This is a genomic window from Agromyces sp. NPDC055658 (assembly GCF_053618155.1).
The window spans coordinates 1-1,011 of sequence record NZ_JBSHHD010000160.1 but is presented as its reverse complement, the minus strand read 5'-3'; the positions used below and the strand labels follow the sequence as shown (position 1 = coordinate 1,011).

The following is a 1,011-nucleotide window of genomic DNA, read 5'->3' as shown; positions in this document are numbered from 1 at the left end:
GAACTGGTCAGGGCGAAGGATGTCGACACCGCCGACGGCAGGTAGGCGGACGCGGGCCGGCGACGATCGACTCCGCTGCATTGTGCCATCTACTTTGAAGATGGCTGACATCAAAAGCAATCGTTGGACTTGATCGCTTCTGGCGGGTCAGATGGACGCATGACATTCACCGACGGCACCGCCGCCGGGAAAGGATGAATGTCGTTACTTCCCAGATTGATTCGCCACAATGAGGAGTGCCATCATGCCCACCGTCCGCTTTCACATGACGTCAGCGCTGGACCCCGCCGCCCTCATGGACGTGCTGACCGACTTTGGGCCGACGCGCCCGCAGCAGTGGCCGACGATCGACGCGGACCACTTCCAGGTGCACTCACTCGGGGATACCTGGGCCGAAGTGACCGAGGGCACGGCAGCGGCCTGGGAGCGCGCCCGTTACGACTGGGATGCTCAGCGTCGGCGCGTCACCGTGGCCACCCACGATTCGAAGGTGTTCGGCCCGGGCGGTGGTTGGACCTTCCAATTGCTCCCACAGCCGAGTGGCACCCGTGTCGACATCGAATTAGTCCGCAATCCACAGGGATTCAAGCGCAGACTGCTTGCCGCGCTGCTGCCCGTCGTCGCCCCGAGAGCGCTCAAGAAGTCCTTCGAGGGGCCGCTGCAGGCTAAGTGATGGACCAGAACTCCAGCAGGGTGCGGATGGTCGCCACCAGTGGCAGGGGCTGATCCAGCATGGGGTGGTGACCGGCTTCGGCGAGTTCGACGAACGGACCGCGCAGTTGCAGCATCGAACGGATCTGGTCGGCCATCCGAGGTGGAACCACTCCGTCTTCGCAGCGCAAATACCCCACCCGGCAAGGGATTCGGGCGAAGGTGTTCTCCAGGATCTCCTCGTCGGCGGACGTTTCGTCGAGCAGGTGGCCACCGAAGATGTCGGGGTCGAACTTCCACACCCACCCGTCGTCGGTTTTGCGGATCGATTCCACAGCGATGTGGTGACCGATATAGGGC

At 63.1% G+C, this 1,011-nt stretch carries 2 protein-coding genes; one reads left to right on the top strand and one right to left on the bottom strand.

Going from position 1 to position 1,011, the window contains the following annotated elements; genetic code table 11:
- Positions 1 to 244 precede the first annotated feature (244 nt).
- A complete protein-coding gene (locus ACWGPE_RS19335) occupies positions 245 to 673 on the top strand; it encodes a hypothetical protein (protein WP_452049370.1) in 429 nt (142 codons plus the stop codon).
- Here the strand turns inward: ACWGPE_RS19335 and ACWGPE_RS19330 are convergent.
- Positions 666 to 1,011 (bottom strand): alpha/beta fold hydrolase (locus tag ACWGPE_RS19330; protein ID WP_452049369.1); only part of this gene is annotated, 346 nt, incomplete at its 5' end. The genes ACWGPE_RS19335 and ACWGPE_RS19330 overlap by 8 nt on opposite strands.

What these genes read in the sequence shown, in the direction of transcription:
- ACWGPE_RS19335 (WP_452049370.1), top strand. Translation starts at nt 245, where the DNA reads ATGCCCACCGTCCGCTTTCACATGACGTCAGCGCTGGACCCCGCCGCC.